General features: G+C 62.9%; 9 protein-coding genes. 4 read left to right on the forward strand and 5 right to left on the reverse strand.

The genetic code is table 11. The features are described 5' to 3' along the window. Positions 1 to 16: 16 nt before the first annotated feature. Complete coding sequence (locus PLN84_RS12080) at positions 17 to 1,546, reverse strand: cobyric acid synthase (RefSeq protein ID WP_292386476.1); 1,530 nt, start codon at positions 1,544 to 1,546, stop codon at positions 17 to 19. A gap of 58 nt (positions 1,547 to 1,604) precedes the next feature. Here PLN84_RS12080 and PLN84_RS12085 point away from each other — a divergent pair, with 58 nt between their 5' ends. From PLN84_RS12085 to PLN84_RS12095, 3 genes are all read left to right on the forward strand, one after another. Beyond that, a complete protein-coding gene (locus PLN84_RS12085; protein WP_292386477.1) occupies positions 1,605 to 3,251 on the forward strand; it encodes an adenosylcobalamin-dependent ribonucleoside-diphosphate reductase in 1,647 nt (548 codons plus the stop codon). Positions 3,252 to 3,292: 41 nt separating this feature from the next. After that, positions 3,293 to 3,598: a stress response translation initiation inhibitor YciH gene (yciH, locus tag PLN84_RS12090; RefSeq protein ID WP_292386478.1), complete on the forward strand. Its 306-nt coding sequence runs from the start codon at positions 3,293 to 3,295 to the stop codon at positions 3,596 to 3,598. 198 nt (positions 3,599 to 3,796) lie between these two features. Continuing rightward, positions 3,797 to 4,129: a type II secretion system protein E gene (locus tag PLN84_RS12095; protein ID WP_299953285.1), complete on the forward strand. Its 333-nt coding sequence runs from the start codon at positions 3,797 to 3,799 to the stop codon at positions 4,127 to 4,129. Between the two features lie 4 nt (positions 4,130 to 4,133). On the opposite strand, the gene PLN84_RS12100 is transcribed toward PLN84_RS12095, so the two are convergent. Next, complete coding sequence (locus PLN84_RS12100; protein ID WP_292386480.1) at positions 4,134 to 4,394, reverse strand: hypothetical protein; 261 nt, start codon at positions 4,392 to 4,394, stop codon at positions 4,134 to 4,136. Then, positions 4,387 to 4,884 (reverse strand): YkgJ family cysteine cluster protein, encoded by a 498-nt coding sequence (locus PLN84_RS12105; RefSeq protein WP_292386481.1) that lies wholly within the window; start codon positions 4,882 to 4,884, stop codon positions 4,387 to 4,389. Before PLN84_RS12105 ends, PLN84_RS12100 begins: the two co-directional genes overlap by 8 nt. A gap of 103 nt (positions 4,885 to 4,987) precedes the next feature. Here PLN84_RS12105 and PLN84_RS12110 point away from each other — a divergent pair, with 103 nt between their 5' ends. Then, entirely contained in the window at positions 4,988 to 6,166 is a 1,179-nt protein-coding gene (locus PLN84_RS12110; RefSeq protein ID WP_348532110.1) for an NDP-sugar synthase, read from the forward strand. A 161-nt stretch (positions 6,167 to 6,327) separates the two neighbouring features. On the opposite strand, the gene PLN84_RS12115 is transcribed toward PLN84_RS12110, so the two are convergent. Both PLN84_RS12115 and PLN84_RS12120 read right to left on the reverse strand, forming a co-directional pair. After that, the gene (locus PLN84_RS12115; protein ID WP_292386662.1) at positions 6,328 to 7,116 is read right to left on the reverse strand and encodes a CBS domain-containing protein; all 789 of its coding nucleotides are present in this window, start codon (positions 7,114 to 7,116) and stop codon (positions 6,328 to 6,330) included. Positions 7,117 to 7,170: 54 nt separating this feature from the next. Next, positions 7,171 to 7,641, reverse strand: a complete 471-nt coding sequence (locus PLN84_RS12120; RefSeq protein ID WP_292386484.1) for an Hsp20/alpha crystallin family protein — start codon at positions 7,639 to 7,641, stop codon at positions 7,171 to 7,173. Between the last annotated feature and the right edge of the window lie 111 nt (positions 7,642 to 7,752).

Consider the following 7,752-nt stretch of genomic DNA (forward strand, 5'->3'; position numbering starts at 1 on the left):
CTCCAGTCCCCCGTACTCACGAACCGTCGCAACCCGAAGACCTTCGGTCTTCTCCTGCTCCTGTCCTTCGGACAGTCGCATCCACGAACCACGCCACGATCGCATCCATATCCACGTGCTCCTCGAAGTGCCGGGCAAGTGCGTCATACGCGTCCGCGGCGCCGAGGGTGCCCCCGCTGGCATCCGCGACCGGCTCAAACGGCAGCCCCCGCCGCTCAGAGAGGTAGGCGAGGAGGGCGTTTGCTGCCGGAGGGTTCTGAAAGAGGCCGTGCATGTAGGTCCCGAAGACCAGGCCGTCGGGGGTCGCGGCCCCGTCGCCGGAGAACGCTGCCGGCAGTTCTCCCCGCTCCGTCTCGCCCATGTGGATCTCGTAACCCTCCACCTCTCCCATCGCAGAGAGGATGGGGCCCGGGCCGGTCGCCCGGCGCCGGACCTGGACCGTCGTCTTACGGTAGCCGGCAAAGGCCGTGACGACGTCAAGAAGCCCGAACCCCGGGTATTCGCCGGGTGTTCCCGACTCGACGCCGGAGTCGACGATCGTGCGGCCGAGCATCTGGTAGCCGCCGCAGATCCCGATGACCGGGACGCCCCGCTCGCGGGCGAGGCGGAGTTCCTCCCCCGTCCCTGCCCGCTGCAGCGTATCGAGGTCCTCGATGGTGTTCTTTGTTCCGGGGAGGATGATGCAGTCGTAGCCGGCGAGCGTTCGCCCCGGCAGGACGTAGTCGACCGAGGCGCAGCGTTCGAGGAGCTCGAAGTCGGTGAAGTTCGATAGCCGGGGGAGGCGGACGACGGCGATCCTGACCGGCCGAGCAGCCGTCCGCCGCCCTTTATCGGCGATCGAGAGCGAGTCCTCGCTCGGCAGCGGGATCTCCGCGTAAGGGACCACGCCGAGCACCGGGACCCCCGTGAGTTCCTCGAGTTTCTCGACGCCCGATGCAAAGAGCCCGGTATCCCCCCGGAACTTGTTGACGATGACCCCGGCGACGAGCGGCCGGATATCCTCCGGGAGGAGGGCGAGCGTCCCGTAGACCTGGGCAAAGACCCCGCCCCGTTCGATATCGGCGACCAGGACGATGGGAAGGCGGAGGTGGCGGGCGAGCCTGATATTGGCGATGTCGCGGTCGTAGAGGTTCACCTCCGCCGCTCCCCCGGCCCCTTCGACCACGATATGGCCGTAACGGCTCCGCAGCCGCTCGAACGCCGAGACGGCCTCGGCAAGAAGCGTATCGGTCTCCGCGTAGTAGTCCCGGATCTGCACATCCTTATATGGCCTGCCGAGCAGCACCACCTGCGAGGTCTGGTCCCCCTTCGGCTTCAAGAGGATCGGGTTCATATCGGCCGAGGGTTCGACTCCCGCGGCGAAGGCCTGGACCGCCTGGGCGATCCCGATCTCGCTCCCGTCGGCGGTGACGTAGGAGTTGAGGCTCATGTTCTGGGATTTGAACGGCGCAACCGGGATTCCGCGCCGGTAGAGCGCACGGCAGAGCGCCGCGACCGTCATGCTCTTCCCGACATGGGATGCAGTTCCGAGGACGATAAGAGACATTACCGACAGGAGCGTTGGGCTCGACGGATTATTAAGGGCGGGGGTTCATGACTGCAGTATGGACCTCTCCCCGCAAGGCCGCCGCCTCCTCGAGCGCCGCTACCTCCTCCCCGGCGAGACGCCGGACGGCCTCTTCACCCGGGTCGCCGGCGCCGTGGGGGGGCCTGAAAAGTCCCGCGAATTCTTCTCGCTCTTATCAGACCTTCTCTTCCTCCCGAACTCCCCGACCCTGATGAATGCCGGCACCGCGGGCGGGCAGCTCTCTGCCTGCTTCGTTCTCCCCGTGGAGGATACCCTCGAGGGGATCTTTCGGACCCTTGGCCATATGGCGCTCATCCACCGGTCCGGGGGAGGGACCGGGTTCTCGTTCTCCCTTCTCCGGCCGCGAGGAGACGCCGTCAACGGGACACCGGGGGCAGCGACCGGGCCGGTCTCGTTCATCCGGGTCTACGACGCCGCGACGGCGGCGGTCCGGCAGGGCGGGCGGCGGCGGGGGGCAAACATGGCCGTGCTCGCGGCCTCCCACCCCGACATCGAGGAGTTCGTGAACTGCAAGCAGGCGGGAGGACTTTCGAACTTCAACGTCTCGGTCGGGGTCGACGACCGGTTTCTCCGGTGCCTCGCGGCGGGGAAGGCGTACAACCTCACGAACCCCCGCGACGGCAGCGTATGGAGGAGCATCGACCCCGCGTCGCTCTGGCACCTCATCGCCGCCTCCGCCCATGCCTCCGGCGAACCCGGAGTGCTCTTCCTCGACGAGATCAACCGGCGGAGCACCACCCCCCACCTCGGCCCCATCGTGGCGACCAACCCCTGCGGCGAGCAGCCGCTCTACCCCTACGAGAGCTGCAACCTCGGCAGCGTCAACCTCGCCCGGTGCGTGAGAAAGGACGACCTCGACGAAGATCTGCTCGCGGCCACCGTCCGGTCCGGCATCGAGTTCCTCGATGCGGTCGTCGATGTGAACCGCTTTCCCCTCCCCGAAATCCGGGAGCGGACCCTCGCCACCCGCAAGATCGGCCTTGGCGTCATGGGATTTACCGAGGCGCTCATACGTCTCGGGATACCGTACGAGTCGGATGAGGCGCTCCGGTTCGCCGAAAGCCTGATGGCGGGGATCGCGGACGCGGCCCGGGGCCGGTCGGAGGAACTGGGCGAGGAGTTGGGATCGTTCCCGGCGATCGAGGGGTCGGTCTATACCGGGGATATGCGGAACGCCACCGTCACCACCATCGCCCCCACGGGTTCGCTCCACCTCATCGCCGGGACGACGAGCGGCATCGAGCCCGTCTTCTCGCTTGCATACAGCCGGACGATTGACGGGCAGCAGGTCGATATCGTGAGTGACCTCGTCCGGGAGTTCCTCCCCGAGACCGCCGGCGGGAGGGACGTCGCGGCGCACGTCCGCCGGTACGGGACAGTCGTTGGCCTTTCCCTCGATGAGCATACCCGGAACCTGTTCAAGACCGCCGTCGAGATCGCACCGGAGTGCCATGTCCGGATGCAGGCGGCGTTCCAGAAGCACACGGACAACGCGGTCTCAAAGACCGTGAACCTCCCGGAGGCAGCGACCATCGACGAGATCGCCCGGGTCTTCTCCCTCGCCCGGGACCTCGGCTGCAAAGGCATCACCGTCTACCGTCATCGGAGCCGGCCGGACCAGGTACTCTCTCTCGGGTGCGACGTCTGCCTGATTGACGCATGACATGCCAACTAATATATAACGAGAGCTGAAAGGTACATGCAATGAACGGTGGGATATGTCCGACCTGCGGACTGCCAAAGGAACTGTGTATCTGTGAAGAAGTCGCGAAGGAACAGCAGAGAATCAGCGTAAAGATCAACAAGCGCCGGTATGGGAAAGAAGTAACGGTCATCGAAGGTCTCGACCCCTACGATATCGACCTCGAAGACCTCTCCAAGTTCCTGAAAGCGAAGCTCGCCTGTGGCGGCACGGTCAAAGACTCCTCGATCGAGCTGCAGGGCAACCATCGCGAACGGGTGAAAAACCTGCTCGCTCAGAAAGGATACAACATGGATAATATCAGTTGATCCCGGGCAGTTCTCCGCGGAGAACCCGGGTTACTTCTTTTTTGCCTGATTGGGTGCGGTTGCATGAGAGGAGCGAATGCCGCACACTGCCTGGAAAGAGCATGCCGATGCCGGATGGGATGAACGACCGGCGGAGCGGCAGAGACTATAATCTGCTAAGACGGATACATTATCACGGGAAGTGGTTGATCTATGGTGATGAGATGTTCGTTTGCGCTCGATCCCTCCTTGATGGAGCAGATCGATCAATTTGCCAGGGATCAGGCGTTCGACCGGAACGAGGCGATCCTCGAACTGATCGAGGCCGGCCTTGCCTGCCGGCAGGACGGCGGGGCGGTGACGACACGGCAGCAGCGCTCGTTTGAAGAGTTGAACCGGCTCCTCAAGGAGCTCGAGGACGTCAAAGAGATCCTTACCGAACTCCGGAACGAGGTCCGGCTGGTCCACCATACGATAGAGACCGACTGGAGCAAGGAGGCGAGGGGTGTCCCGTTCCAGACAAAGCATCCCTGGGAGTTCTGGCGGAAGTGATCGGCTAACTGATAACGTTCGTAATGCTCCGGAACCCTTCGCCGGACAGGTCGTCGCAGACGACCGCCTCGACCGTTCCCATATCGACTCGTTCCGCGTCCCGGCACCTGCTGCAGTAGGCCCGTGCCGGTGACGGTACCTCCTTTCCTTTGACCACGACACGGGCGGAGTGGACACAGAATCCGCACCGGTCGATGGGGACAGCCTCGCCCGTTGTGCATTCCACCCGGCCCCGGACGACTTGAAGGCGCCGGGTCTCACTCATAGGTCTCGACCCGGTAACCTGCACGGCCGAGGATTCCGGCGACCTCGGCCCCCCAGGCGATATCGTCGTCTGTTGCAAGCGGTGCGACCGATTCCTCCCAGCAGCGGCGGAGGATGGCATCCTCGGTGACGAGGCTCCTTCTCCCCTTCACCTTCCCGGCCTCCCGTCCGTCGCCGGCAAAGATCCGCATGGCACAGCAGGTGTATGACCGGCAGATCAGGGGGCGGCTGCCGTGGACGGTGCAGACATACTTTCCCTCCTCCTCCGGGAGGCCCCGGAGGAACGGGCACCAGGACGGGTGTCTGCTGCTCTCGGCGGTATCCTTGAACGCGTCGAGGAACCGATCCTCGACCCGGGCACGGAAGTTGCCGCCGACGATCTTCTGCCGGCAGAGGAAGTCCCGGCTGGTGAGCCTCTTCTCGATCTCGATGAGTTCTCCGCCCGCGTGCATGCAGCATTTTCCGCAGAGGGTACATTCAAACGCCTTCATCGTCTCTGTAGACTCTCGGTCCAACAGGGAATAAAGGTTCGCGAACGGGAGGCTACACAGTCCATCCCCAAGGGTTAAATCAATACGCAGACAACGAAGTGTCATGAAGGTGTGCATAATGTGCGGAGGGGAGGGCACACGGCTCCGCCCCCTTACGTTCGGGCGTCCGAAGCCCTGTATTCCGATCGTCAACAAACCCTCGATCCAGCACCTGGTCTCACACCTCGCGAACCTCGGGTTCAACGATGTGGTCATCACACTCGGCTACATGAGCGAAGCCATCGAGGCAGCCCTCGGCGACGGGTCGCTCTTCGGGGTCAACGTCACCTACGTCCACGAGAAGACGAAACTCGGGACGGCGGGGAGCGTCAAGAACGCCCAGAAATACCTCGAAGAGCAGCCGTTCCTCGTCGTCGGCGGCGACCACGTGGTGAGCCTGAACCTGCTTGAGTTCTACCGCGAGCACCTGGCAAACGACTCGCTCACCACCATCGGCCTCATCAGCATCGACGACCCCACCGAGTACGGGATCGCCGAGATCGACGCGAACTACCAGATCAAGAGGTTCAAGGAGAAGCCGAGCCCCGGCGAGATCTTCTCGAACCTCGCGAGCACCGGTATGTACGTCTGCGACCCGGAGATCTTTGACCACATTCCCTCCGGCGAGAAGTTCGACTTCGCCCGCAACCTCTTCCCCGAGCTGATGGAGAAGGGCTACCCCCTGAAGGCCTGGCTTGCCCGGGGCAACTGGTCCGATGTGGGGAGCCCCCGGTCGCTCCGTGAGGCGGAGCGGTGGAAACTGCAGGATATCGGGTTCACCAACATCTCCGGCGACCTCTACATTAAGGGCGCCCGGATCCTCGGCCCGGCGCAGATAGGAAGCTGCGTCTCAGTCGCGGCGAACTCCCGCGTGATCGGGCCGGTCTCGATCGGGGCCGGGACGATCATCGAGGAGAATGTCGTCATCGGGCCGTATACGAGCATCGGGGAGGGGTGCATCATCAAGAGCGGCGCGAAGATCTTCTCGTCGTCCATCTACAACCGGGTCGTGGTCGGGAACGAGAGCACCGTCAGCGGGAGCATCATCGACAACGACACGTTCATCGGCAGGGGGTGCAACGTCGAGCACGACACGGTCATCGGGCCGCACGCGGTGCTGAAAGGCAACGTGGTCGTCCACTCCGGGACCCGGCTCTGGCCGGAGGTGATCATCCCGGAGGGGACGGTCGTGAAGGAGCATGTTCTAAACGAGAGTTACGACACGAGAACCGAGGGGTCGTAGAGTCCGGGCATCTTTTTTCGGCGAGTGGGACGCCGGCACCCCAACATCTTCTATCCGGGTGGCAACCGGGGCCTTCGTCATCGGCGAAGCTCCTCCTGAAGCACCCGGAGGCGGTCGGGACCCAGAGACCCGGGACTGCTCCCGGCGGGAAAAAGGGTTATTCACCCGTGCCTGACAAGCCGGTGCGTCAGCGCGACGAGGGGGTGGCGGGCGTAATCGAGCACCTTGATGTCGTCGAGCGTATTGAGGTTCAGGGTCTTTGCAGTCCGCTCCATCCCGAGCTCGATGTTCTCCCTGACCTCGATGATATAGGCGTCGAGATTCGTGATTCCGAGCCGTTTTGCCGCGATCGCCCGGTGGTGGCCGTCGACCAGGATCCAGCGGCCCGGCCGGCGCACCACGATCAGGGGTTCGGCGAGCCCTTTCTTGATCTCGTACATCCTCCCCTCCAGTTCGTCCTCGTAGATCTTGGACTGGGTGGGGAGGAGTTCGTTGATCGGGACCGAGCCCCGCCTCAGCGTCGGTTCCACCCCGTAGAGTTTCTTCAGGGTCTCGATGAACTTGAAGACCTTATCCGGCGAGACGTGTTCGATCTGGGACCGGATGACGTCGGCGTTCGACATGATCCCGATGAGTTCGTTCTTATCGTTGACGACCGGCAGTTTCTGGATACCGGAACGAAAGATGACGCGGGCTGCATCGTTCACGCTCATATCCGGGTCGGCGACGATGAGGTGGCGGGACATCACCTGCTCGACGGGCGTCGCGGGATGGGCAAAGAGGAGGTCCCGTGCCGAGATGTAGCCTACCACCTCTTTTGAGTCCTCCACAACCGGAAACCCGTCGTGGTGCGTCCGCTTTATGGTTTCAATGACGTCCCGGACCGTTCCCTGGGCGTTGACGGTGACGACATCGTAGGTCATATAGTCCTTGACCTTTTTTCTATCCATCATGATAGTGTCACGCTGGCTCGTGATGAATTGTTCGGTAGAATGGAAAAAAGGTTATTCGATGGGAATTGCGGTCCCGGTCTCGGTCGGCGCTTTCTTCAACCGGACCTCGAGAACGCCGTTCTTGAACGAGGCAACTGAGTTCTCCTGGGTCACCTCGGCGGGAAGCAGTACCGTCCGGCTCATCTGCCCGTAGACACGCTCCCGCATGAAGAAGTCCCGGGTATCTTCCTCCGTCTCATCCGTCCGCATGCTTACGATCTCCAGGTGCTGAGGGTCGATGAGCCGGACGGCGACGTTCTCCTTCTCGACGCCGGGGAGATCGGCAACAACGATCACCTCGTCCTCGTGGTCCCGGACATCTACGCGGAGATCACGGACTACCGGGACGATCCGGCCCCTGACCTCTTCTCCCCGCGCGCCGATCCCCCCGAGCATGGATTGGAACCTGCTTTCCATCTCGGCCATAAGGTCATCAAAGTCCTGCCATATCGTGCGATACGGTCCACGTTCGATTCTTGCCATTGTAATCGCTCCTTTTCCTGAGATTGCCCGGGCGACCTGGCCTCCCTGGCTAACCTAAAGGTAGTGGTTTATTTATTTAAATAAATCTCATGGGGCAATTCATCCCGTACA

Source organism: Methanoculleus sp. (assembly GCF_035363275.1).
Taxonomy (GTDB): domain Archaea; phylum Halobacteriota; class Methanomicrobia; order Methanomicrobiales; family Methanoculleaceae; genus Methanoculleus.